The 23855-nt window shown below is 47.6% G+C and carries 29 protein-coding genes; 15 read left to right on the top strand and 14 right to left on the bottom strand.

All coding sequences use genetic code 11. The features are described 5' to 3' along the window. The 3 genes from H0Z19_RS03575 to H0Z19_RS03565 all read right to left on the bottom strand — a co-directional run. Positions 1-337, bottom strand: a 337-nt coding sequence (locus tag H0Z19_RS03575; RefSeq protein ID WP_290723910.1) for a hypothetical protein, incomplete at its 3' end; no start/stop codon positions are given. Positions 338-514: 177 nt separating this feature from the next. Further along, positions 515-1339, bottom strand: coding sequence for a hypothetical protein (locus H0Z19_RS03570; protein ID WP_290723908.1), 825 nt, complete (start codon positions 1337-1339; stop codon positions 515-517). 148 nt (positions 1340-1487) lie between these two features. Continuing rightward, a complete protein-coding gene (locus H0Z19_RS03565) occupies positions 1488-1697 on the bottom strand; it encodes a type II toxin-antitoxin system CcdA family antitoxin (protein ID WP_290723906.1) in 210 nt (69 codons plus the stop codon). Between the two features lie 292 nt (positions 1698-1989). On the opposite strand from H0Z19_RS03565, the gene H0Z19_RS03560 reads away from it, so the two are divergent. Beyond that, positions 1990-2940 (top strand): DUF128 domain-containing protein, encoded by a 951-nt coding sequence (locus H0Z19_RS03560; RefSeq protein WP_290723905.1) that lies wholly within the window; start codon positions 1990-1992, stop codon positions 2938-2940. 2 nt (positions 2941-2942) lie between these two features. Here H0Z19_RS03560 and H0Z19_RS03555 read toward each other — a convergent pair whose 3' ends face one another. Then, positions 2943-3995: an SPOUT family RNA methylase gene (locus tag H0Z19_RS03555; RefSeq protein WP_290723904.1), complete on the bottom strand. Its 1053-nt coding sequence runs from the start codon at positions 3993-3995 to the stop codon at positions 2943-2945. A 58-nt stretch (positions 3996-4053) separates the two neighbouring features. Between H0Z19_RS03555 and H0Z19_RS03550 the strand changes: the two genes are divergently transcribed. The 9 genes from H0Z19_RS03550 (at position 4054) to pyrH (ending at position 12890) form a co-directional block, all read left to right on the top strand. Then, positions 4054-4806 (top strand): fumarylacetoacetate hydrolase family protein, encoded by a 753-nt coding sequence (locus tag H0Z19_RS03550; protein ID WP_290723902.1) that lies wholly within the window; start codon positions 4054-4056, stop codon positions 4804-4806. 36 nt (positions 4807-4842) lie between these two features. Next, positions 4843-7440, top strand: a complete 2598-nt coding sequence (gene valS, locus H0Z19_RS03545; RefSeq protein ID WP_290723900.1) for a valine--tRNA ligase — start codon at positions 4843-4845, stop codon at positions 7438-7440. A gap of 102 nt (positions 7441-7542) precedes the next feature. After that, the gene (locus H0Z19_RS03540) at positions 7543-7977 is read left to right on the top strand and encodes a cobalamin-dependent protein (RefSeq protein WP_290723898.1); all 435 of its coding nucleotides are present in this window, start codon (positions 7543-7545) and stop codon (positions 7975-7977) included. A gap of 4 nt (positions 7978-7981) precedes the next feature. Next, positions 7982-8377, top strand: a complete 396-nt coding sequence (mce, locus tag H0Z19_RS03535) for a methylmalonyl-CoA epimerase (protein ID WP_290723896.1) — start codon at positions 7982-7984, stop codon at positions 8375-8377. 9 nt (positions 8378-8386) lie between these two features. After that, a complete protein-coding gene (gene mmdA, locus H0Z19_RS03530) occupies positions 8387-9937 on the top strand; it encodes a methylmalonyl-CoA decarboxylase subunit alpha (protein WP_290723894.1) in 1551 nt (516 codons plus the stop codon). A 9-nt stretch (positions 9938-9946) separates the two neighbouring features. Beyond that, entirely contained in the window at positions 9947-10072 is a 126-nt protein-coding gene (locus H0Z19_RS03525; protein ID WP_290723893.1) for a hypothetical protein, read from the top strand. After that, on the top strand, positions 10069-10494 hold the full coding sequence (locus H0Z19_RS03520) for a biotin/lipoyl-containing protein (RefSeq protein WP_290723891.1): 426 nt from the start codon (positions 10069-10071) through the stop codon (positions 10492-10494). The genes H0Z19_RS03525 and H0Z19_RS03520 overlap by 4 nt, the downstream gene beginning before the upstream one ends. Before the next feature lie 12 nt (positions 10495-10506). Further along, entirely contained in the window at positions 10507-12153 is a 1647-nt protein-coding gene (locus tag H0Z19_RS03515; RefSeq protein ID WP_290723889.1) for a methylmalonyl-CoA mutase family protein, read from the top strand. A gap of 77 nt (positions 12154-12230) precedes the next feature. Continuing rightward, on the top strand, positions 12231-12890 hold the full coding sequence (gene pyrH, locus H0Z19_RS03510) for a UMP kinase (protein ID WP_290723887.1): 660 nt from the start codon (positions 12231-12233) through the stop codon (positions 12888-12890). 3 nt (positions 12891-12893) lie between these two features. On the opposite strand, the gene H0Z19_RS03505 is transcribed toward pyrH, so the two are convergent. The 5 genes from H0Z19_RS03505 to H0Z19_RS03485 are packed head-to-tail and all read right to left on the bottom strand — an operon-like array spanning position 12894 to position 16463. Continuing rightward, positions 12894-13157, bottom strand: coding sequence for a dihydroneopterin aldolase family protein (locus H0Z19_RS03505; RefSeq protein ID WP_290723915.1), 264 nt, complete (start codon positions 13155-13157; stop codon positions 12894-12896). Between the two features lie 26 nt (positions 13158-13183). Next, positions 13184-13849: a CDP-diacylglycerol--serine O-phosphatidyltransferase gene (gene pssA / locus H0Z19_RS03500; protein WP_290723884.1), complete on the bottom strand. Its 666-nt coding sequence runs from the start codon at positions 13847-13849 to the stop codon at positions 13184-13186. Further along, on the bottom strand, positions 13818-14414 hold the full coding sequence (locus H0Z19_RS03495; protein WP_290723881.1) for an archaetidylserine decarboxylase: 597 nt from the start codon (positions 14412-14414) through the stop codon (positions 13818-13820). The genes pssA and H0Z19_RS03495 overlap by 32 nt, the downstream gene beginning before the upstream one ends. Then, complete coding sequence (gene artA, locus H0Z19_RS03490; RefSeq protein WP_290723878.1) at positions 14411-15157, bottom strand: archaeosortase A; 747 nt, start codon at positions 15155-15157, stop codon at positions 14411-14413. The genes H0Z19_RS03495 and artA overlap by 4 nt, the downstream gene beginning before the upstream one ends. Before the next feature lie 25 nt (positions 15158-15182). Further along, positions 15183-16463 carry a thymidylate synthase gene (locus tag H0Z19_RS03485; RefSeq protein WP_290723876.1) on the bottom strand — a complete coding sequence of 427 codons (1281 nt, stop codon included), beginning with the start codon at positions 16461-16463 and terminating at the stop codon, positions 15183-15185. 75 nt (positions 16464-16538) lie between these two features. Between H0Z19_RS03485 and H0Z19_RS03480 the strand changes: the two genes are divergently transcribed. Genes H0Z19_RS03480 through H0Z19_RS03465 form a run of 4 tightly spaced genes read left to right on the top strand, consistent with a single transcriptional unit; the run spans position 16539 to position 19559 of the window. After that, positions 16539-17462: a hypothetical protein gene (locus tag H0Z19_RS03480; RefSeq protein ID WP_290723873.1), complete on the top strand. Its 924-nt coding sequence runs from the start codon at positions 16539-16541 to the stop codon at positions 17460-17462. After that, a complete protein-coding gene (locus H0Z19_RS03475) occupies positions 17452-18588 on the top strand; it encodes a Clp1/GlmU family protein (RefSeq protein WP_290723871.1) in 1137 nt (378 codons plus the stop codon). The genes H0Z19_RS03480 and H0Z19_RS03475 overlap by 11 nt, the downstream gene beginning before the upstream one ends. A gap of 6 nt (positions 18589-18594) precedes the next feature. After that, positions 18595-18972, top strand: coding sequence for a secondary thiamine-phosphate synthase enzyme YjbQ (locus H0Z19_RS03470; protein ID WP_290723867.1), 378 nt, complete (start codon positions 18595-18597; stop codon positions 18970-18972). Beyond that, positions 18969-19559, top strand: coding sequence for an SAM-dependent methyltransferase (locus H0Z19_RS03465; protein ID WP_290723865.1), 591 nt, complete (start codon positions 18969-18971; stop codon positions 19557-19559). The genes H0Z19_RS03470 and H0Z19_RS03465 overlap by 4 nt, the downstream gene beginning before the upstream one ends. Here the strand turns inward: H0Z19_RS03465 and H0Z19_RS03460 are convergent. From H0Z19_RS03460 to tatA, 5 genes are read right to left on the bottom strand one after another with little or no spacing between them, the layout of a single operon-like run. Next, positions 19542-20378 carry a thiamine pyrophosphate-dependent enzyme gene (locus tag H0Z19_RS03460; protein WP_290723913.1) on the bottom strand — a complete coding sequence of 279 codons (837 nt, stop codon included), beginning with the start codon at positions 20376-20378 and terminating at the stop codon, positions 19542-19544. The two genes, H0Z19_RS03465 and H0Z19_RS03460, sit on opposite strands and share 18 nt — an antisense overlap. Beyond that, positions 20375-21487: a pyruvate ferredoxin oxidoreductase gene (locus H0Z19_RS03455; protein WP_290723862.1), complete on the bottom strand. Its 1113-nt coding sequence runs from the start codon at positions 21485-21487 to the stop codon at positions 20375-20377. The genes H0Z19_RS03460 and H0Z19_RS03455 overlap by 4 nt, the downstream gene beginning before the upstream one ends. Beyond that, positions 21436-21684: a 4Fe-4S dicluster domain-containing protein gene (locus H0Z19_RS03450; protein WP_290723859.1), complete on the bottom strand. Its 249-nt coding sequence runs from the start codon at positions 21682-21684 to the stop codon at positions 21436-21438. Before H0Z19_RS03450 ends, H0Z19_RS03455 begins: the two co-directional genes overlap by 52 nt. Beyond that, positions 21675-22199 (bottom strand): 2-oxoacid:acceptor oxidoreductase family protein, encoded by a 525-nt coding sequence (locus H0Z19_RS03445; protein ID WP_290723856.1) that lies wholly within the window; start codon positions 22197-22199, stop codon positions 21675-21677. The genes H0Z19_RS03450 and H0Z19_RS03445 overlap by 10 nt, the downstream gene beginning before the upstream one ends. 32 nt (positions 22200-22231) lie before the next feature. Beyond that, positions 22232-22570, bottom strand: coding sequence for a twin-arginine translocase TatA/TatE family subunit (tatA, locus tag H0Z19_RS03440; RefSeq protein ID WP_290723853.1), 339 nt, complete (start codon positions 22568-22570; stop codon positions 22232-22234). A gap of 125 nt (positions 22571-22695) precedes the next feature. Here tatA and H0Z19_RS03435 point away from each other — a divergent pair, with 125 nt between their 5' ends. Then, positions 22696-23850, top strand: a complete 1155-nt coding sequence (locus H0Z19_RS03435; protein ID WP_290723850.1) for an acyl-CoA dehydrogenase family protein — start codon at positions 22696-22698, stop codon at positions 23848-23850. Positions 23851-23855 lie beyond the last annotated feature (5 nt).

Below are 23855 nucleotides of genomic sequence, written 5' to 3'. Positions count from 1 at the left end.
CCCATGCAGCTGGTCTGTTATTTTTGGTATAAATAGTTTTGCTCAGAACCATAATTGAATACTGTCCGGGAATCGCATTCACGGGATGGCAGTATGGCCGAGATGGGCTTCTTTTAAGGCCTTTTTTCTGCTCTTTAAAAGAGGGTATGGTCTTGAATTTTTTAAAAATGGGTATTGAAGACAGAATTATAATATTAGAAGCCAAAGAGAGACTTCTTTGTTCTGGCGTTTCAGAAGGAGTTCCTTTCGAAAAAAGAGGTGGGGGATATCGCCAGGTGGTGTGTGGAGACCAAAGGTTGGGTAAAGATCCTACAGGATTCGTGACCACGTAGTTCATGACTACAGCGTGGACAGTGATTTTTATTCGATTCATTATTTTTTTCTCTGACGGCATTTGCGGTTGAGGGGTATAGTTGACTATGGCCAAGGTGAAAATTCTTTGGCAGAGAGGCTGAGATTAAACAGGGTTGAGATTGGAGTTCTGGCCGAAAGCTCAAATCAGATGGCTTTTCTGTCATGGTGATGGTTCGGATCCCTCGAGATCTTTGATGAGATCCTTGAGGTCCACACCCTCTGATATAGGGTTAACATTCCCCCAGGCTGCCATATATTGATCATAGATTTCCGAGGGAAGTTTCCCATCATAGGACTGAACATCAAGACTTCCTGTGTTGTGGGCCATGATGTAGTCTCTCAGCCCTGGATGGACCACCAGAACGTTGTTGCACATCTGCTCGAAGAACTTCCTAAGGTGGGAGTAGGTGATCTTTCTCCCGGTGTGGATGGCCTTAATGTTCAGCCTGTCAAAGAGTTTTCTCATGCTGTAGTAACTGAAGGCTATTCCTCTGCTCTGCTCCTTCTCTAAGGTGGGATCATAGACTTTCACGTAAACCTCCAGCCAATCCCTTAGAACTGGATGGATGGGAATCCAATGGGGGAATCTCTCCTTATCTTTTTCTTCGGGAATCCACAGGAGGGGTGGATCTCTCTGGATGGCCTCTTTAATCTCATCAACGGTTATCTTGGATATGGTTGAGTCCGGCCTCTGTCCTGTGTAGGCTGCGAAGAGTATCCCAGAGATGTGTTTGAGTTTGAGATAGGGTGTTGGGTCTTTCTCCGAGACTGCCTTAATCAGGTTGTGGATGTCAGGCTCTCTTATGAGGATCGGGTTGAGTTTCTTGGAGTCCTTCTTTGGGGGTTCAAAGACCTCCTTGAGTTCCCTGAAGTACGGGTTTCCGGTCTTCTTATACAGCCATTCCAGGAAGTTTCTAAGGTTGGAGTGGTATTTTGCTTGAGATTCAAAGCCGTATTTCGATTTATACCAATTCTGAAACTTCATGAGTTTGTCTCTGGTGATTTCGTAATCGCTGAAGTTTAGATAATCATAGATTGATTTTTCAATCCAATATATAGCTCTATCAGATTTAATTCGTGAGCGTCGGTATTCGATATATTCCTTAGCTACGGATTTCTTTACTCTTACAGAGCTACCAGATACCTCCAAACCTTGGCATGGCGAAGGCCTGGGGTTCAAATCCCCACCGGTCCATGCCGTTTTTCTTTGTAATCGGGTGATTTATCGAATGCAGCAACTCCACAAGCTTGGTTTCGAAGAAGTGGCTGAGATTTGGAATGTATTCCCTCGCAGCCTCCAGAACATCCTTGTTTATGGTCACTCTCACAGGCACCTTATTCATGTTTGGACGCCCCATAGGACCATTTTATGACCATAAATGCGAAAAATCTAGAGTCGCCGTTCTGATTCAGCTTTTGATTCATTTTAGCCACTGGTCTTCGAGAGATTTATTTTGTCGTATTTAGGATTGAAGATAGCGAAACCTTCTAACACACATATTAGTTTTCTTTTCAGGACCTACATGAGACGAGTTGTGTCATTAGACTTACACGCGATATTATGAGTTTGCCACTTCTCTAAAATCAAAGACAATGAGAAATAGATTTAAACTTTAATTTTCTCTTAATTTTTAGATGGTTGAAGATGAAATCCTCCGCGTGTTGGAGGAAACAGGAGCTTTGAGTTCTAAGGAAATTGAATTGGAGTTGAGAAAAAGAGGTTACAACATCAGAGCGAGGACTGTGAGGTATCACCTGAAAAAACTTGAAGAGAGGGGGCTGGTTAGGAAAAATAGTAACGGAAAGTCTGAGCTCACGGAAAGAGGTGAAATGGAGCTTAAAAGAAGAAGTGCATTCGAGAGGCTGGGGGAGTTTTCGGAGAGGATAGAATACAACGTTTATCTCTCCAATTTTAACCTCTACACTCTCTCCGGGCTTGTGCCCACGAACTTCGCTTTTGTTGACAAATCGTTTTTTGACAAGGTTATGGAAATAGTTGAAGAGTGCGCTTCATTTCCTCTGTTAATCTCAGATCGCATCTTTATTTCTGACGAGGGTGAGTCTCTCGGTGGTTATTATGTCCCCGAAAACTCCTTTGCCTTGGGAGTGATTTCCAACACAATTTACGACGTCATATTAAAGACTGCGGGTGTTAACACCAATCCTGAATTTGCAGGACTTATGAGTGTTGAGAACAAAGAGGCCAGAGGATTGACAGAGCTTATTAGTTACTTTGGTACCACTTTAAGCCCCGGACTTCTACTGCTGAGGGCAGGTCTAACTTCTGTATATTCTGCGTGTAAAAGTGGTAGAGGGGAGATTATAGTTGCAATAAGGTCTTTCAGCAGGTATGCAATGGACATTGCAAGGAGGGAATTGGAAATTGCAGAAAGCAAAGGTTTGAGGGGTGTGATTAAAATTCTGCATCCTGCAGACAGAATTTTTGGACTTCCTACGGCAAACAGAGCGAGACTGGTTGTGAGTGCGGGTTTAAACATGATGGCACCGCTATTCGAGAACGGAATCATCCCGGAAGTGAGGGTTAATGAGTTCTTCGTGGACTACAGGGACTTCAGGAAAATTTAACCCTATTCATTTTTATTCCACTCCTCCTCATCCTCTTCAAAAACTGTGAGCAGAGCGGAAAGCGTAACAGGTATTGTCTGCTCTGTTGCGAAGGTTATGTAGGGGGCAAGATCGATTACGAAGTCTGCGAGCCTGAAAAGTCCCTTGGGAATTCCAACCCTGCTACCCGCAAAAACAACAATCTCGTCGGCGAACTTCATTCTCCTCACAAGATCCTCCTTAACGTCCGAAATCTGCTTTCCTGTTGGATCCGTGATAATCAAAACATTTCTCTTTCTCCTCTTGTCCCTCGCTGCCTGATAGATGTCCCTGACGTAAACAGGCACCTTCTGCACTTCTCTCGCATAAGCCCTCTCCTGAATTTTGTACCTCGCAACCTGTCCCATCCTTACCCCCTTTATGAAGTACTCAAGTTCAAAGGCGTTTACGTAGTCATGGGGGGCTATGATGAGCTCCTTTATCTCGAAAGCCTGTGCAGCCCTTCCAATTCTTTCCCCTATCTCCAGAGCAGCTTTTGTGTCCTCAAGGTAGGGCATCTGAACGAAGCTGATTTTTCCGAACAGCTTTCTTGAGTCAACCTTTTCTGGAGTATACTTCTTCCTCTCCTTGCTGCCATCAATCACCCCGATGAAGGCCCTTTTCCCGATAATCTCCACGTAAATAGCCTTATCTGGGAAATTGAGGTCAACCTCACAGCCCGTAAGCTCCCTGATTCTGTCCCCAAGATCAAGGTTAACGTCAAGGCTTGTGAAGTCGTGCGTCCCCCTCCTCTTAGTCCTTATTGCGAAGGTTTTCGCTCCCTTGATCTTCTCAGCCACCATCTCAGCTTTCGAAATTATCTTGTCAAGCTTTGCCTCGCATTCTGTCAGTACAGGAATTATAGTTTCGATTTCGGGAATTTCTTCCAGCTTCTCCTTCAAACTTTCATCGCAGTGAACTATAAGCAAACCCAAAAAGCCTGAGGGTCTAATCTCGATCTCAACATCGCCGATTGCATCTTTTATGTGTGAGGCTGCTACGTACTCCATCCCCCTCTGCGTTTTTATGAGGAGCATGTTTGGCGTAGAAAGCAAAGGTTTTAAGAGTTACCTCTAAATTTTACCAGGTGACATCATGCTGGGACGATTCGTGGCGAACGGAAGGATTTATGAAGGGAGTTTTGAGATTGATGGCGACCTAATCTTTTTCGATGGCTACGAGGTGCCATTGTCAGCTGTAAAGTTCCTCCCACCCGTCATTCCGTCCAAGATTATCGCTGTAGGGCTTAACTACATAGATCATGCTGAAGAGCTAAACATGCCCGTTCCAGAAGAGCCAATCCTTTTCATGAAGCCATCTACCGCTGTTATAGGACACGATGACTGCATAATCCTCCCCCACATCTCGCAGAGAGTCGACTATGAGGGTGAACTTGCAGTAGTTATTGCAGAAGATTGTAAAAACGTGCCAGAAACGCAGGCTGGAGATTACATTCTGGGCTACACATGCTTCAACGACGTTACCGCGAGAGATTTGCAGGCCAAGGATGGGCAGTGGACGAGGGCAAAGAGCTTTGACACTTTCGCTCCCATTGGCCCGTATATTGCGGAAATCGATGATCCTTCAAAGCTCGGAATTCAGACGAGAGTAAATGGAAAGGTCGTGCAGAAGTCGAACACCTCGAACCTGATTTTCGACGTTTTCCAGCTTGTTTCCTTCGTTTCGTCGGTGATGACGCTCAAAGCTGGAGATGTTATTGCCACTGGCACACCTGCCGGGGTTGGGATGCTTAAGGATGGGGATGTTGTGGAGGTTGAGATCGAGAAAATAGGTGTTCTGAGAAATCGTGCTGTGAAAATCGACAGACAGATTCGATGTGAGTGTTGAGCAAAAAGTTATATTTCAGGTTTTGGAGGTGGGCACATGGGAAAAGAAATCAGGAAGGACTACGATGCTCATGAGGTCGAGGAGAAGTGGTTAAAGCTGTGGAAGGACGAGATGTACTACTTCGACTGGAATTCTGAAAAACCCCACTACATAATCGATACACCTCCTCCTTATCCCACAGGCTCTTTTCACATCGGCCACGCTCTGAACTGGTGCATAATCGACTTTATCGCGAGATACAAGAGGATGAACGGCTACGAAGTCATGTTCCCGCAGGGCTGGGACTGCCATGGTCTGCCGACGGAGGTTAAAGTAGAAGAGACCTACGGGATAAAGAAGGGTGACGTGCCAAGAGAAGAATTCAGAAGGCTATGCGTTGAGTTTACGGAGAAGAACATAGCCAAAATGAGGGAGACGGCAAGGAGAATGGGCTACAGCATTGACTGGAGCAAGGAGTACATAACAATGTATCCAGAATACTTCTCGAAAACTCAGCTTTCATTCGTGAGAATGTACAACAAGGGGCTGATTTACAGGGATTACCATCCTGTCGTTTTCTGCCCCCGCTGCGAAACAACCATCGCTTTGGCTGAGATCGAGTACAGGCAGGGAAAGACGAAGCTGAACTACATAAAGTTTGACGATGACGTGATAATCGCCACCACTCGCCCTGAGCTAATCCCCGCGTGTGTTGCAATCGCCGTCCATCCTGAAGATGAGAGGAATAAGCATCTTGTCGGGAAGAAGGTAAAGGTTCCCACCACTGACTATGAAGTGGAAGTAATTGCCGACGAGGAGGTGGATCCCGAATTTGGAACTGGAGTGGTGATGATCTGTACATTCGGAGACAGGCAGGACGTGAAGTGGTGGAAGAAGCACAAGCTTGAGCTTAGAAACATCGTTGGCAGGGATGGAAGGCTGAACGAAAAGGCAGGTAAGTATGCCGGAATGACAATTCCGGAGGCTAGAGAAGCAATTCTAGAGGACTTGGAGAGGGAAGGAAAATTGCTGAAACAGGTTGAGATCGACCACAACGTTGGCTCCTGCTGGAGGTGCAAAACTCCGGTGGAGATAATCCCGGCTGAGCAGTGGTTCGTTAAGGTGGAGAAGGAGAAGATTCTTGAAGCTGCTAGAAAGATAAAGTGGGTTCCGGAGCACATGTACTCAAGGCTGGAGAGCTGGGTTAATTCAATGGAGTGGGATTGGGTTATAAGCAGGCAGAGAATTTTTGCCACACCCATACCAGCATGGTACTGCAAGAACTGCGGAGAGATAGTGGTTGCCAAGGAGGAGTGGTTGCCTGTCGATCCAACCGCTACGCAACCTCCTGAGCCTTGTCCAAAGTGCGGTTCGACCGAGTTCAGAGGGGAGACTGATGTGCTCGACACATGGATGGATTCGAGCATAACTCCGCTCGTTATATGCGGATGGCCTGAGCTGAAGGAGTATCCTACTCATCTCCGTCCACAGGGGCACGACATCATAAGGACGTGGGCTTTCTACACGATTCTGAGGTCCCTTGCCCTGGAAAACCAGATTCCGTGGTATGAGATAGTCATAAACGGAATGGTCTTCGGAGAGGATGGCAGGAAGATGAGCAAGAGCCTCGGGAATGTGATAGTGCCGGAAGAAGTCGTTGAGAAGTACGGAGTTGACGCTCTAAGGCAGTGGGCGGCGAGCGGAGTAATTGGAGATGACGTCATCTTTAGCTGGAAGGATATCGTAGCTGCGAGCAGATTCCAGCAGAAGTTCTGGAGCATAACCAGGTTCACGCTGATGCACATCGCAGACTACAAGCCGAGTGAAGAGGACAAGAAGTATCTGAGAGATGCGGACAGATGGATTCTCTCGAAGCTGAACAGGCTTGTTGGAGAGGTTAGAAAGCACATGGACGATTACAGGTTTGATGAGGCAATTAAGGCGATAAGAACGTTCACGTGGTACGAGTATGCGGACAACTACCTTGAAATCGTGAAGAACAGGCTTTACTCAGGCAGTGAAGAGGAAAAGAGGGCTGCAAAGTTCGTTCTTTACTATGCTCTCGATGTGCTGACGAGGCTGCTGGCTCCGATCACACCCTTCCTCGCTGAGGAGTGCTGGAGTCACTTTAAGGAGGGGAGTGTTCACACGCAGAGCTATCCGGTGGTTGAGGAAGAGTTTCTGGATGACAAGGCTGAAAGGGCTGGAGAGGAGATAAAGGAGATTGTAGCAGCTGTTAGGAAATTCAAGCATGGCAAAGGACTTGCCCTTAACGCTCCACTGAAGAGGTTGATAGTCTACTCCAAGCTGGATGGATTGGATGTCAGGGACATTGCGGGAGCGACGAATGCCGAGGTCGAACTGGTTGAGGAGATGCCCGAGGTTGGGGAGAGAGTCAAGGCCCTGAAGCCCAAGTTTGCAGTCATAGGCCCGATGTTCAGGGACAAGGCGAAGCAGCTTATCAAGGCTGTCGAGTCGCTCAGCGATGAAGACAAAGAAAAGTTGCTGAAGGAGGGAACGATTCAGATAAATCTTGATGGTGCAAGCGTTGAAGTGAAGGCAGAGTGGTTTGATGCTGTTACGGAGAAGAGCATTGAGGGCAGGGAAGTGGAGATGCTGGAGACCACAAGCAGTGTGATTTTTGTCGAAGTCTGATTTCCTCTTTTTCTTTCAGAATTGTCTTTTGACGATTACAAAGTATTTTCCCTGAATAAATCCGAAAAATTTAAACTTATATAACAACTACTCCCTTTCGGGGTGAGGATTTTGGAGGCACAGCTTACGAGAAAAATCAGGGTTATTGTTGCAAAGCCCGGCTTGGATGGACACGACAGAGGGGCAAAGGTTGTTGCCAGAGCTCTGAGAGATGCGGGCTTTGAAGTTATCTACACCGGCATAAGGAGGACTCCAGAGGAAATTGCAGAAACTGCACTGCAGGAAGATGCTGATGTAGTTGGTTTGAGCATTTTGAGCGGAGCACATCTTGAACTCACGCCTATGGTTATTGAGGAGCTTAGAAAAAGGGGACTGGAGCCCAACAGGGATGTATTGGTGTTGCTTGGCGGAATAGTTCCCGAAGAGGACGTGCCAAAGCTAAAGGAAATGGGTGTTGCAAAGGTTTTCGGCCCTGGCACTCCGCTGAGCGAGATAATCGAGTTTATCAGGGCGGAGGTGCCCAAGCTGAAGAGGTGATAGCTTGATAAGGAAGATCGACCATGTGGGTATTGCCGTAAAGAGCCTCGATGAGGCTACGAAAACTTACGAAGCTTTGGGGTTTGAGGTTGAGGAAATAGAGGAGGTTGCAGAGCAGAAGGTCAGGGTTGCCATGCTTCCTGTTGGAGAGAGCAGGATTGAGCTTCTGGAGGCAACTTCTGAAGACAGTGCAATTGCCAAATTCATCTCATCGAGGGGTGAGGGGATTCACCACATCGCAATTAACGTTGAGAACATAGAAGAGGCGTTGAAGAAGGCTAAGGAGGCAGGATTAAGGCTGATTGACGAGAAACCGAGAATCGGAGCAGGCGGGAAGAAGGTCGCTTTCGTGCATCCAAAAAGCACGCATGGTGTGCTGCTTGAGTTTGTAGAGGGCTGAGGGGATAGGATGAAGAAAGAGATTGTTGAAGACCTCTACAAAAGGAAGGAGAAAATCAAACAGATGGGGGGCAAGGAGAGGATAGAGAGGCAGCACGAGCAGGGGAAGCTGACGGCAAGGGAAAGAATAGAGCTTCTTCTCGACCCTGGAAGCTTTGTTGAGGTCAATCCATTTGTTGAGAAGAGAAATACCGATTTCGGCCTCGACAAGATGGAGTTGCCCGCTGACGGTGTTGTAACCGGCTACGGGACTGTTGACGGAAGGCCGGTGGCGGTGTTTGCCCAGGACTTCACGGTGATGGGAGGAAGCCTGGGAGAGATGCACGGTTTCAAGATTGCCTACATTCTGGACTTTGCGATGAAGCTCGGAATTCCAGTTGTCGGGCTGAACGACAGCGGAGGGGCGAGGATTCAGGAGGGCGTTGACGCTCTGAAGGGCTACGGCGACATCTTCTATCGTAACACTCTGGCGAGCGGAGTTATACCGCAGATCAGCGTGATAATGGGTCCATGTGCTGGAGGAGCGGTTTACAGCCCCGCAATTGGCGACTTCATCGTGATGACCAAAAATCCGAACTGCTACATGTTCATAACCGGCCCTCAGGTTATAAAGACCGTTACCGGGGAAGAGGTTTCCGCCTTCGACCTCGGTGGCTGGCAGGCTCACGCGATGAAGAGCGGAAACTGCCATCTTGTTGCTGAAGATGATAGAGATGCGATGATGCTTGTAAGGAAGCTTCTAAGCTACCTCCCCCTCAACAACATGGAAGACCCGCCCGTAATAAAGACTGGTGATGATCCCGCGCGCCCAACACCTGAGATTTACGATGTTCTGCCCGACGACCCGCAGAAGCCGTACGACGTGAGGGATGTGATAAGGGCCGTGGTTGACAACGGTGAGTTTCTGGAGATTCACCCCTACTACGCTCCCAACGCGGTTGTTGGATTTGCGAGGGTTGATGGGAGAAGTGTCGGTATAGTGGCGAACAACCCGAGGCACTTTGCTGGCTGCTTAGACGTTGACAGCAGCGATAAGATTGCCAGATTCGTGAGGTTCTGCGATGCCTTCAACATCCCGATCATCACATTCGTCGATGTTCCCGGCTACCTGCCGGGAGTGCAGCAGGAGTATGGAGGAATAATAAGGCACGGAGCAAAGGTGCTCTTCGCCTACAGCGAAGCCACAGTCCCGCTTGTTACAATCATCCTGAGAAAAGCTTACGGCGGAGCTTATCTCGCAATGGGGAGCAAGCACTTAGGGGCAGATATTGTCTATGCATATCCAACTGCCGAGATAGCGGTTATGGGGCCTGAAGGAGCGGCGGAGATAGTCTTCAGGAAGGAGATTAAGGCTGCTGAAGACCCGAAGGCGATGAGGGAGGAGAAAATAAGAGAGTACAGGGAGAAATTCGCCAACCCGTACAGAGCTGCTGCAAGGGGCTACATTGACGACGTGATTGACCCCAAGTACACCAGAGTGAAGATTGTTTCAGCGTTGAGAGTTCTTGAAAGCAAGAGGGAGAAGCTACCGCCAAAGAAGCACGGCAACATTCCGCTCTGAGGTGGTTGTATGACGCCAGAGGAGTTTCTTGCCGCGATTGCAGCAATAAACCGCTACATGAAGGAAAGGGAAGGGGTGATTGAGGTAAAGGACTTTCCGAGAAACTGGAAAATGGCAGCGAGGTTGAGAGAATGAAGTATGAGGTAAAGGTTCAGGGCAAAAAGTACGAAGTGGAAGTGGAGGAAATCTCTCCGATGGTATTTGAAGTCGAGGTTAACGGAAAGAAAGCAGTGATTGAGGTGGAGAAAAAATTCGAGTTTAAGGAGTTTGAGAAAGCTGAGATTAAGGAGAGGAGATTTGCCGAAGAGAGGGCTGAAGGAAAGGCAGAAACGGTTAAGACAACAGGAAAGGCAATTACCGCCCCAATGGCTGGAGTTGTGACAGAAATCCTCAAGAAAGTTGGAGATAAGGTCAAGGCTGGCGAGACGGTGCTTATTATTGAAGCGATGAAGATGGAGAACCCAATAACCTCTCCTGAAGATGGGGAGATTGCCGAGATTGTTGTTAATGAAGGGGACAAGGTAGGGAGTGGAGATGTGCTTGTTTACCTTAAGTAGTAGGTGGTTTGTATGAACAAGAAGGAGTGGGAGGAAAAATACGTAAAACCCCTCCTCGAAAAGTCGCCTGAAAGGAAGAAGGAGTTTAAGACCTCTTCTGGAATAGTTGTTGACAGACTTTACACGCCAGAGGATGTTGAAATTGACTATGAGGAGAAACTCGGATATCCGGGAGTTTATCCCTTCACAAGAGGGGTTTATCCGACAATGTACCGCGGAAGGCTCTGGACGATGAGACAGTATGCAGGTTTTGGCACTGCCGAGGAGACGAACAAGAGGTACAGGTATCTCCTTGAGCAGGGGCAGACTGGGTTGAGCGTTGCATTTGACCTTCCAACTCAAATCGGCTACGATTCTGATCATCCGATGGCTCTTGGAGAGGTCGGTAAAGTTGGAGTGGCAATTGACACATTACAGGATATGGAGATTCTTTTCAGTGGAATTCCCTTGGGAAAGGTCTCGACCTCAATGACCATCAACTCAACATGCGCTCAGATTCTCAGCATGTACATTGCTGTTGCGGAAAAGCAGGGAGTTGAGAAGTCAAATCTCAGAGGAACGGTTCAGAACGACATGCTGAAGGAGTACATCGCTCGTGGAACCTATATCTTCCCACCAGATCCATCTTTGAGGCTTGCAACAGACATTATCATGTATTGTGCAAAGGAAATGCCCAAGTGGAACTCCATTAGCATCTCAGGCTACCACATGGAGGAGGCTGGAGCAACGCCGGTCCAAGAGGTGGCTTTTACCCTTGCAGACGGAATAACCTATGTTGAGAAGGTCATTGAAAGGGGAATGGACGTTGACAGCTTCGCTCCAAGACTTAGCTTCTTCTTTGCCGCAGGAAACAACTTTTTGGAGGAGATCGCAAAGTTCAGGGCCGCTCGCAGGTTATGGGCAAGGATAATGAAGGAGAGGTTCAACGCAAAGAATCCGAGGTCTATGATGCTCCGCTTCCACGTTCAGACTGCTGGATGCACTTTAACCGCACAGCAGCCTGAGAACAACATTGTCAGAGTTGCATTGCAGGCTCTCGCTGCTGTTCTTGGCGGCTGCCAGTCATTGCACACAAACAGCTACGATGAAGCCCTCTGCCTGCCGACTGAGAAGGCTGTTAGAATCGCTCTTAGAACTCAGCAGATAATCGCTGAGGAGAGTGGAGTTGCTGATGTGGTTGATCCTCTGGGTGGGAGCTACTACGTGGAGTGGCTGACGGACAGAATAGAGGAGGAGGCAATGAAATACATAGAGAAGATAGATGAGATGGGTGGAATGATCAAGGCGATTGAGAGCGGTTACGTGCAGAGGGAGATACAGAAATCCGCCTATGAGAAGCAGAAGGCCATTGACGAGGGAGAGATTACGGTTGTTGGTGTGAACAAGTACCAGATTGAGGAGGAAATCCAGATCGAGCTTCTGAGAGTGGACAAGGCAGTGGTGGAAAGGCAGATCAAGAGGCTGCAGGAGTTCAGGAAGAACAGAGATGTGAAGAGGGTGGAAGAGGCGCTTGACAGGCTAAGAAAGGCCGCTGAGAAGGAAGACGAGAATCTGATGCCCTACGTTCTTGAGGCAGTGAAAGCAAGGGCAACGCTTGGAGAGATGACCGACGCCCTGAGAGACGTGTTCGGGGAGTTCAGAGCTCCCGAGATCTTTTAATTTCTTTTTTGCGTGTTTGATAACCTCTGCCTAAATCAATCTAAGACTATAAAAACCCCGACCACCAATACCCAACAATGAAAGTCGTGCTATCGCTCGGCGGTTCAGTTTTCTCAGGAGAAGCAGAAAAAATAAAGGAGTTCGCGAAAGCAATAGAAACGATTTCTCAGGAAAATCAGGTGTTCGTGGTGGTCGGTGGAGGAAAGCTGGCGAGGGAGTACATACAGTGGGCGAGAGAACTCGGATCAACTGAGACCTTCTGCGACTACATAGGAATAGCTGCAACGAGGATGAACGCGATGCTCCTGATCTCCGCTCTACATTCAGCGGCCAAAAAGGTTCCTGAGGACTTCATTGAGGCTGAGAAACTTTCGAAGCTATACAAGGTCGTTGTGATGGGAGGAACCTTTCCTGGCCACACAACAGATGCAACAGCCGCTCTGCTGGCGGAATTCGTGAAGGCGGATATGTTTATAAACGCAACGAACGTGGATGGTGTCTATTCTGCGGACCCCAAAGCAGACCCGAACGCAGTAAAATACGACAGGCTCTCCCCTCAGCAGCTCGTCGAAATTGTTAGCAAAAATTCCGCCAGAGCCGGCACAAACGTCGTTATAGACCTGCTTGCTGCAAAAATAATCGAGAGGAGCGGAATAAAGACTTACGTCATCCTCGGCACACCTGAGAACATACAGAAGGCTGTTAGAGGGGAGGCTGTTGGGACAGTCATAGTGTAAGCTTTATCGCTCAAGCCTCATGAGCGGATAGCCAAGCTCCTCATCCCACTCCAGAACAGCCACGACCTCCGCATTTTCAACTCTAACCCTCACCCTCGCGAAAAGCATGTCTGGCATTAGAGATGTGTAGCCGAAAGCCGACACATTTTTCAGCTTCTCCCGATCTATCCTAACTTCAGCATCGACAACATAAGGCTGGAGAAGAACGCAGCTCTGAATGGCTTTCTCAAGGATTTCCGCATTCCTCTCCGCAACTGGAGCACCTATGAATTGGTGGAAGAGGGCTCCCAGCTTTATTCCTGCTTCGAAAGCAGCTTCTTCAATCTCCTTTCCCTCCAGAATCTCACCCCCTCATTTAGTATCGGCAATATAATATAAACCGCACTCAAAAGAAGAATGGCGTAGCACATTTCCGTGAAAAAGATTGCTGAGATCAGCACCAAACCAACAACAGCCAAAGCCAGAGCATCCTTTACTCTCGGATACCTGACATCGCATATCATCAGAAAGGACAGAAGAATTGTAATGAAGATTACAAGAGTGATGTTTGCGTCAACCCTCACGAGTGATGTCACCACAAGTGCGCTGACCAGTGTTGGAACGCCAAGAAAATCACTCACGTTCAGCACGTTGAACCTTGCGAGCCTGAGTAGGGAAAAGGCGAGAAAAAGGGAGGCATAGGGAAAAAGGTTCGAGTCATACTTGACAAGAAGGGCTGCAGGAAACAGACCAAAGGAGATGGAGTCTGCAAGAGAGTCAAGCTCCTTACCAAAAGGGCTCTTCTCGGTCTTTTTCGCCACGAAACCATCCATCCCATCTGCAAAGGTTGAGATGTAAAACATGACGAAGGCCTCAATTCTTATACCGTAAAGAAGCAGGTAGGTGACGGCAGTAAAGCCAAAGAGAGCATTGAGCACTGAAAGTGAGTCAGCGAGGCTGACTTCTTTGAATACTCTCATCCTTCAAGGCAACGGTTTCACCAGCTTTAACCTTTTCGCCAACCTTTCTGACAAACCGAAATCCTTCCGGAATTTCAAGAACAACTCTCGAACCGAATCTTATCATCCCTATTTTCTGCCCCTTCATCACCTCATCCCCCTCTTTGACGTAGCTAACGATCCTTCTCGCAAATATTCCTGCCATCTGCAGAACCCTGAACACACCATCTTCCGATTCAATCAGTATCTCATTGGTTCTAACTCCTCTTTTCCTGATGAATGCCGGAGGTGTGCTTCCTTCAATGAACTTGACTGACAAAATCCTACCGTTCCATGGCGCCCTGTTTACGTGACAGTCGAAGGGGGACATGAATATCTCCAGCCTCCTTTCCTCAATGAAATCTATCTTCCCGTCAGCCGGAGAAACAACCCCCTCACCTACTTTTCTCTCAGGATCTCTGAAAAAGTAAGCGGTGAAGAGTGCGAATGCGATGAAGAAAGCCGAGATTATTGGGTGGAGCAGATAGGATGCCGCTGACAAAAGTAGAGATGCAACGATGATACCATACCCGCTTCTCTCTATCATCTGCCACCACCTGCAAGTTCGTCTTTGAGAGAGTATATTAAGTCTGCCAGTTCTGGGAGCAGCTTGAAAACACCGTAGGCGATGAGAACCAGAGCCATAGTTGATCCTATCTTCGATATGACGTTGTGGGCTATGTAAAAGCTGTTATCCCCAAACCAGTTGTAAGCGAATGAAACTGTCACAAAAACATTTCTGAATAGATTGAGGACATAAATGACTGGAACGGATATCAGAAAAGCCTTGATTTTCCTCGAAATGTCTGCTCTTATGCCCAGCGTTGCGCCTGTAAAAAGAGCCATGCTCTCGATTGCTGTGCAGGCGAGAATGATTTGTACACTCTTTCCGTTCAGACATAAATTGGCACCGTCTTTCGCAATGCCGTAACCGAGCAAATTTGCGAGAGAGGCAGTTAAAAATGCAGTTAGGTCAATCAGCACATCTCCGAGAGGTGTGAAGGCGAAGGGGAAGTAAACGATGAACGCGAGAGCTGAGAAGGCTGTAACGTCAACAAACGTTTGGGAATTTGCCATCAGAATTCTGATTGACATGTAGAGGAAAAAGACGTAGGCCAGAAAGAAAATGGTCGTGTTGTAGTAATCCGCTGAAGACAGGTAGTCAGGAACCTTTACGAGGCAGGCAATGGAAAAGAGTGTCCAGCCCAGAAAGCCGGCAAAACTTCTGCGTGTTTTCACGTAAACGAGCATTGGAATCAGAGATACCGCTGAAATCAATTCCGCGAGCATTGTTTCTCCCGCATTCCTGCTGTTTTTAACCCTTCCCCGAAACCTTGTCTAGATAGCTTGGAGATTCCGGATAGAGTATCTCTCTAACCGCATCGATGAATTCGGCATATATATGGGCATCGAGTGCGAAGTGGTTGTACCTGTAAGATTCAAAGCCTGTCAGCTCAGCAACGTACTTCGTCAGCAAGGCGAATGCGTACATATTCGCATGCATCGCACCATAGGCATCGTTGGACCTCATGTAGAACGTCCCTATCAGGTCATTTCCGTACTTCGAGAACTGATAACCTCTCAAACACGGTGGTTCATCGCCAAGCAAATCCCACGGCCTGGAAATTCCAACGTAGCAGTCCCTCCTGCAAGAGTTCTCTTTCAGCTTCTCGATAACTTTGAACAACTGGTCTACCTTCACATCATCCCTCTCGCAGTACCTCGCTCTCTCTGCATAGGTGTACTCCTCCCCTTCCTTCAGAATTCTCTCCCTAACCTCTCCATCAAGCTTTGCGGCGTACATTATGTAATCGTGGGCGTACTCAATCCCGTATTTTTCCGTGAAAGGGGCTTTGTCGTGAAGCTTGTTTTCTTCAGGATTTTGCACCTCAATAAAAAGCCTGTGAACGAAAAGACTTTCCTGCTGCCCCTCAAAAATATCTCCCCATTCAGTTCTCTTTTTCTTGCCTTTATTGTAAATTGTCTCAAGTGCTAAATGCCATGCTGAAGAAATGTAGTCTTCTACAAGGTGCGCTCCCAACTCATGATAACCGTAAAACTCCTTTAACTTTCCGGCAAAAGATGAGGCCTTGTCTAAATCCCTCTCGTAGAAGTGGGGGATGGTTATCAGCATTCCGACACTTCCCTCCTCCAAACCAGTTTTCTTCGAGAGCTTTTCGAGAGTTTCAACAAGGAAGTCAAAGTTGTGCTCGAAATAGCTCAGACACTCCATTGACCTGACAAAGGCTGTGAGGTGGAGCTTCTCATGGAAAATGAATGAGATTTCCGTAATTGCTGCGGGATTCCTGCAGAGATGGTCTTTCGGATACCAGAGCGGTATGGAGACTCTCCTTGTGTGGGGAGACTTTCTAAGCTTCTCAGCTGCGTTTTCTATGCTCATTGACAGTCTTTCGCTATACTTCTCCCCACAGACATCGTAATCGAACTCAAAACCGAATGGATTAGGCTCTTCAACCACAACCATTGTCGGCCTTGCCAGTCTGTAATCGCCAAACCTTGAGCTGCAGGTTTTCCCGTCAATAACCTTGGAAACGAGCATTTCCTTTGCTTCTTCTGGATTCCTCGTAAGAATCATTAGATTTCGTTTTCTGGAGATGTTAAAAAAGTTGTTGTGAAGAAAGTTTTATCTGCCATACTGAAACGTTTTTGCATGGCCAAACAGATGGAAAGAAAATCAGCAAGACTGCTCGCTTTACTTCTCGCTCTGATCATGATCGGATCGGTATTTGCGTACATGCTTCGTGGTGGGAGTGCAGAGCAGAGAGAGGTTGTTTACAGACTCGATGACTTTCGAGAGTACGTAAACTGGACTCCTGCCGACGCGGTTTACATTCAGTATTACAACCTCTCCTACACCTCCAAGCTGGGGAAAGACGACCCTATTGCGAAGATGGTAACTTCCGACCTTAATAAGCTGCTGATTCCAGCCATATTCAGCAGACAGGTTCTTGAGGTTACTGGAGGGATTTCACAGGTGATGATAGCTGATTTTGGGGAAGCTGTGCCCCTTTACTTTGTGGATGCAAGAATGAGTAAGATTTATTTTGCTGAGGAAGATGAAATTCAGCACGGGAACTTTACCTTGAAGCTCAGAAAGCCCGGAATTGCCCTTGTGGGCGAGCTCTCTCCTCTGGTGGTTGGCTACAAACCCATTGTGGAGAAGGCCGTTGATACGGTGGAGGGGAAATATCCGAGCTTTGGAAACAGGAGTTACAGCTACCTATCCCGCATAAATGGAAGCTTCGCCTACGCATTTTTCGCATACGGAGATGTTGTGAAGCAGTGGATAAAAATCGGAAACGAGAGCCCGGCAGACTTCTTCTTTGAGGGATATAGGTACAACTTCAACAACAGCAGCTACGAGAAGGTCTGGGCCATGCACTTCGAGGGCAACTACTTCTTCGGGGGAATGAATGAGTCGGAGAAGAACTTTGAGTACTACAAAGTTCACAACTTCGGAGATGGGCTGAGTATTGCAATAATGGAGGACAAGGACTTCACGAGGGTTGTTAATGCAAGGCCAAACATTCTAACATGGCAGATATCCTTCAACACAACTGAGAATGAGGGTTGAGAAGGGCAAAACTGTAATAGCTAAGGGAAAGGTAAGGATAAAAGGGAAAGCGGAGGTCTGCGGAGCCTCCATTTCCGAATTTTTTACTGAAAAGTTCGTTCCGATTTACTGTCTGGAGGACTGCGAGATTGCTGTTGAGGGTGATTACAGAGTAGTTGAGGGTTGCACAATTCCAGAATCATGGAAGAAGCTTGCAAAAATGGACTGGGAGGTTCTTTTCCTCTACGGTGGAGTGGATGTGGGAAAGAGCACTCTGGCGACATTTCTGGCAAATAAGGCAGGAGGATGCTACATCCTCGACCTTGACATCGGCCAGTCCGAGCTTCTACATCCAGGAGCGATGGGATACGGGTTTGCCAAAAACTGCGTGAATCTCTCGCAGGCAGAGTACGTCAACGGCTACTTTGTTGGAGTTATTTCGCCGATGGGAAGGGAGGCTAAATGCATTAGGGGAGTTGCAAGGCTCTGGAAAGAGCTGAAAAAGCTCGAGGGAAGGAAGATAGTGAACACAACCGGGTGGGTAAGGGGAGAGAGGGCTTTGGACTACAAGCTCGCCAAACTTGAGATAATCAGCCCGGACATAGTTGCTTCCTTTGATGAGACAAAGCCGGAAGGCTGGGATGTATACAGGGTCGAGAGTGGGGAAGTTGTGGAGAGAAGCAGGGAGGAGAGGGCTAAAATAAGGATGGAAAAGTACAAGAAAGAACTTGAAGGCTCTAAAGTCGTTGTGGTTGGCAGGTCAAAGGTTTCAGGGAGATTCTTCAGCGGAAAGCGCATTGTCAAGGATTTCATAGAGGAAGTGCTCGAAGTGAGGGTTAAAGAGGTAAGAAGGGGAGACGACTTTCTGGTCATAATAACAGAGGAGAAGGCTGAAGTTGACAGCAGCATACTCAAATCTTTAAAGATGCTCTACGAGGTTGAGGACATCTATCTGGTTTCTGAAGAGGAGATTAGAGGGCTAGTGGTTGGAGTTTACAAAGAGGAAAGGTACCTCGGACTGGGTGTCGTGAAGGATTTGAGGGAAGACGGATTAGTGATTGAAACCAGACACACCGACTTTGACAGAATCGCTCTTGGTGAGTTCGGAATTGGGCAAGGGAAGGAATATATGTTGAGACTTCCGTGATTAGGTATGGAAATAACTCTGAAAACAACTAGGAGAGTTGAGATAATCGACATAACTAAAGAGGTTGAGAAGTGTATTGAAGGTGGGGATTTAGCTGTAGTCTACACGCCCCACACAACAACCTCTCTGGTTATAAATGAAGGTGAATCGGGCTTGCTTGAAGATATTCTCCAGCTTATGGAAAAGCTGGTACCGTTCGGGAAAGGGTATAAGCATGACAGAATAGACAGCAATGCGGATGCTCACCTCAAGGCCACGATTCTCGGCAATTCTGCTGTAATCCCCATCGAGAACGGAAGGCTGGCTCTCGGAACTTGGCAAAAGATTCTTTTTGTGGAGTTTGATGGGCCAAGAACAAGGAGAGTGGTTGTGAAGACAATATGAAGGACAGACAGGATTACTACTATTGGAGAGCCAAGAAGGAAGGATACAGGAGCAGGGCAGCATACAAGCTGCTCCAGATGAACAGAACCTTCAAGCTAATCAGAGAGGGGGATTTGGTTCTTGACCTCGGAGCTACTCCGGGCGGGTGGAGTCAGGTTGCTGCCTTACTTGGTGCAAGCGTTGTTGCGGTTGACCTCAATCCTATGAAGCCTATTGAAAACGTATCCTTCATCCGCGGAGACATAACACTCCCGGAAACTCTTGAGAAAATAAGGGAAATATCTCCAAGCTATGACGTGGTGATGAGCGACGCCTCGCCGAAAATCAGCGGGAAGTGGACGATTGACCACCTGAGGTCTATTGACTTAGCCAGAGCAAGCTTCAATATTGCAAAGGAGGTTTTAAAGCCTGGAGGAAATTTCGTGGTCAAGGTTTTTCAGGGAGAGGAGATTCAGAGATTCTTCAACGAACTAAAACCGTATTTCAGGTTCAAAAAGTTCCATAGCCCCCAGGCTTCAAGAAAGAGGAGTGCTGAAGTTTATTTCATTGGAAAAAGGTTCAGGAAAAATTTAGGAAAATTTGAGTAGCAAATCCCACTCCTTGTCTATCTTCCTCTCGATTTCCTGTATGTCTTCTTCGCTGAGATGTGCGAATCTTCCCTGGTTGAGGTAATCCTTCAGCGGGATTCTCTTTGACTTGTCAGCGTACTTCTCGCTCGGTGGTGAAATTCTAAGCTTTCCGTCGTATTCCCAGAGTATCCATGCCCCGCTCATCACTGCTTTTCTGGCAACTTCAATCGTTTTCTCGCTCGGAAATCTCCATCCCGGAGGACATGGGGTGTGGACGTGGATAAACCTGAAACCGTCTTTTTTACCTGCTGTCCTGAACTTCCTCCTCAAATCGCGAATGTATCCAACTGAAGCCGTTGCCACGTAATCTACCTTGTGTGCCAGCATCACGAGCGCGAGATTCCTCTTTTCTTCAGTCTTCCCTCTTGGTGAGGTTGTTGTCTTTGCTTTCCAGAAGGTGCTTAGACTCGCCTGGGTGCCGGTGTTCATGTAAGCTTCGTTGTCAACAACAACCGTCAGAATGTCATCTCTCCTCGTTGCCGATGCGCTGAGAGTCGCAAAGCCAATATCTGCAGCACCATCACCCATCCACGCCACGACTGTGGTATCAACACCAAGCTTTCTGTAAGCCTCACTCAGTCCGCATGCAACTGAGTGGGTTGAGGCGAAAGGGACGTGCACAACTGGACATTTCATCGCAGACTTCGGATGAAGTCCTGCGATCACTGTAGAGCAGCCTGCAGGAATTACTAGGACTGGATTCTCAATTTCATCAAGGCATCTCATCGCCATCGCTATCGGGCATCCCTGACAGCTTGTGTTTCCCGGCAGAATCATATCAACCACTCCACATCTGAAAGCTTACCATCAACAAACCTTTTCAGGCATGAGTAAAGCTCGTCAACCGTCGGATATTTTCCTCCAATCCCCGCAACAACATTTTTGTTCTCTACTCCACATGCAGCCACCTCTACCGACAGGACTCCCCTCAAATCCGTATTTGCTCTATCTACAACCAGAACCTGAGATGGGAGTTCCTTAACAGCTTTCCTGGGGAAGGGTCTGATGAACCTGAGCCTCATAACACCTATCTTAACACCCTCTTTTCTCAGCATGTCAACCGCATCTTTCACATCTCCGCTCAATCCACCTGTCACAACAACAGCGTACTCCGCATCTTCAAGCCTGTATCTCTCAACCAGACCACCATATTTCTCCTCTATCGAACTCGCTGACTCTTCCAGATCTTTGGCGAGATCGTAACGCGCCAACATTCTTGCATCGCCAAATGCTACCGCGTTCAAAGCAACCTCCATCTCCGGCAGTATTCTGTAAGCCTGTTTTCTCAGCGGGATATCAACCTGCCTTACGTTAACGACCTCAGCGGTATGACTCATTGTGAAGCCGTCTATGGCAACGGCAACGGGGATATTGACTTCTTCGCTCAGCAGAAATGCGTTCAGGGTCATGTCAAATGCTTCCTGAGCGTTCTCAGCAACGCTGATTATCCATCCCAGATCGCGCAGGGTAATTAGATCAAGGTGATCACCGTGGATGTTCCATGGCGCACCTATTGAACGCGCTGCCAAGGCCATCACTATTGGCAATCTTGATCCAGCAGCCCACCAGCACATCTCGTACATGTACGCAAGACCGTGGCTTGAAGTTGCGGTAAAAACTCTCGCTCCTGCTGTTGCCGCACCGATAACAACACCCATTGCAGAGTGCTCCGACTCAACCCTCACAAATCTTGAATCAAGCTCCCCATTCTCAACCATCTCCGAAAGCTTCTCGACGATGGGTGATTGGGGGGTTATTGGATAAGCTGCTATGACGTCAGGTTTCGCCAGCTTCACAGCTTCTGCTACAGCTTCATTGCTTGTCAGAAGCTTTCTCATTCCTCTTGTACCATCACAATCGCTTTCTGCATGCATACTTCCCGACAAACTCCACACCCCTTGCAAAACCTGTAATCAATTCTGGCAACACCTTTTACCTCAATCACTCCCTCCGGGCAGTAATAAAAGCACTCCTTACACCCCGAACACTTTTTTAAATCAACAACAGGTCTGAAGTTTCGCCAGCTTCCTGTTTCGCCCGCAGATCCAGCAGTTGCTTTGGAGAATAAAGGGTCTAAACGCATTTAACCACCTTGTAAGCCTCCTCTGCAGCTTTCATACTCTTTTCAGCCTTATCACCGAGTTCCATCTTTATTGCCTCCATAAGACATCTGTAATCGATATCCAAAATCTTCGCTGCAGCGCCTCCCATTGCAGGGCCGAGTATTGGCCAGCCCGCACTTACGAGGCCATGCCTCACAGCAATCTCTGTAGCGTCAACCTGGCAAACCTTGGTCTGTCCAATCTGGTTAAATGGTTTTGAATTGCAGTTAACCACAACGGTTTCAGGATCCCCATCATAACCAAGCCTCTGGTCAAAAAGAATCACAACATCTGGGTCTGTAACAGCACATTTTCTCCTAATCTCATTATCTGAAATTCTTAAAAATGCCCTCACCTCAGCCCCTCTCCTCTCAGGGCCAAACTGTGGCATGGACTGGCTGAAATAACCCTGAAGCATTGCTGCAGCAGCTAAAATCCTGGCTGTTGTCACTCCTCCCTGGCCTCCCCTGCAGTATATTGAAATCTCCAAAAACATACTGCATTCAGAACGGTAACAGATATAAAAATTTACGGTTCTGCCTTTTCCCTCTTGGGAAGAGCTTTGTTTATTTCCTCGAGCAATTCGTCGTCACTTTTTCCTTCCGGATCTATTCCCAAGTCTCTCGCTATTTTTTCAAGCCTTGCCCTTTTCTCATCTCTGGTATATTTCCCCTCTCTTAACTCCCTTTCGAACTGCCTTAGCTCCATTTCTGCCTCTCTCTGGGCTTTCTTGAACTCACCCATGCTCCTCCCAAGACTTCTTGCAACTTCTGGCAGCTTGCTTGCTCCAAATAGCAGAAATATTACCAGCAGTATCAGCAACCATTCCTGCCCACCCGGCAATATCTGCATGTACACCAGATTCATCACTCCACCTAACCTTAAGAAAATATAAGATTTTGGTGTTTTGGACTTCGTAGGCAACAGCAAATATAAAGTGAAAATAAAGTTGAAAAGGCAAAATATTAAATGTTTTTTGTTGGAGAAGCGTTATGGACTTCGAGCTTACTCAAGACCAAAAGGATATTAAAAACGCTGCCAGAGAGTTCGCCGTAAACGAGTTCACAAAGGAGAGGGCTGAGGAGTACGACAGAAATGAAGAGTTCCCCTTTGATTTATGGAAAAAGGCGTGTGAGCTTGGTTTCATCGGCGTGCATTTTCCTGAGGAGTACGGCGGAGCGGGAATGGGTGTGCTTGAGAACATACTCATCGTCGAGGAGTTTTGTAGAGCTGACAGCACAATTGGAAGTGCCTTACTCCTTTCAGACTTCTCCTCTGAAGTGGTGATGAGGTTCGGCAGCGAGGAGCAGAAAAAAGAGGTTCTGCCAAAGGTGGCTGGCGGTGAGGCAATCACTGCAGGCTGCTACACAGAGCCCGAAGCTGGCAGCGATTTGACGGCGATAAAAACGAAAGCCGAGAAGGATGGAGATGAGTGGGTCATCAATGGATCAAAGACATTCATCACAAATGGAACAATCGCAGACTACTACGTAGTCCTTGCTGTCACCAACCCCGATGCACAGCCACGCTACAGGGGGTTCTCCACTTTCCTCGTGAAGAAAGGCACTCCTGGACTGAAGACAACCAAGATCGGGGGTAAGCTCGGCATAAGGGCCTCTCCAACTGCCGAAGTCGTTTTCAAAGATGTGAGGGTTGACGAGTCTGCAGTTATTGGAGAGCTTAACAGAGGCTTTTATCAGGTTCTGGAGTTCTTTGACGAGAGCAGAATTGAGATCGCTGCTCAGGCTTTGGGAATTGCTCAGGGTGCTTTTGATAGGCTTGTTAACTATGTAAAGCAGAGGAAGCAGTTCGGACAGCCGATAGGAGCTTTTCAGGCTTTACAGCACAGAATTGCTGACCTAAAAACACAGCTTGAAGCGGCAAGATTGCTGATATACAAGGCAGCTTGGAACTACGATCAGGGCAGGATTGATCCCGGGCTGACTTCGATGGCCAAATATTACGCAGGAAAGCTTGCTGTCAAAATATGTGATGAAGCTGTGCAGATGCACGGAGGTTACGGCTACATAGCTGAGTATGAGGTGGAGAGATTCTTCAGAGATGCAAAGATTACCGAAATTTACGAGGGGACGAAGGAGGTTCAGCTCAACACCATAGCGAGGGACATTCTCGGCAAGTTCAGATAGTTTTT

This window comes from Archaeoglobus sp. (assembly GCF_017656475.1).
Lineage (GTDB): Archaea > Halobacteriota > Archaeoglobi > Archaeoglobales > Archaeoglobaceae > Archaeoglobus.
Note: the sequence above shows the minus strand (reverse complement) of the source record. Positions and strands in the feature narration are given on the sequence as shown.